This is a genomic window from Psychrobacter sp. 16-MNA-CIBAN-0192 (genome assembly GCF_040309565.1).
GTDB lineage: Bacteria > Pseudomonadota > Gammaproteobacteria > Pseudomonadales > Moraxellaceae > Psychrobacter.
Genome location: NZ_JBEOOX010000351.1, coordinates 1 through 264 on the forward strand (window position 1 = coordinate 1; position 264 = coordinate 264).

The 264-nt window shown below is 64.8% G+C and carries 1 protein-coding gene; it reads right to left on the reverse strand.

What is annotated here, in order from left to right:
- Window positions 1-264: ATP-binding cassette domain-containing protein (locus AAEY78_RS13550; protein WP_352339850.1), on the reverse strand; the 264-nt coding region annotated here is incomplete at both ends.

The window sequence follows — 264 nt, forward strand, 5'->3', positions numbered from 1 at the left end:
GTAGAGCACCACTTTGCCCTCATCGCGCAGGCGCGCGATGATCGCCATCAAGCGGTCGATTTCCCGCGCCGATAAACTGCTGGTGGGTTCATCAAAGGCGATCACGTTGGCGCCGCGAGACAGCGCCTTGGCGATTTCCACCAGTTGGCGCTGGCCCAGGGACAGGCGCCCGAGCTTCTCGTCAGGGTCGATTTCATCGGCCAGGCCCTTGAGGCAGGCCAGGGCCTGCTTGCGCAGCAGGCCCCGGTTGACCACGCCAAAGCG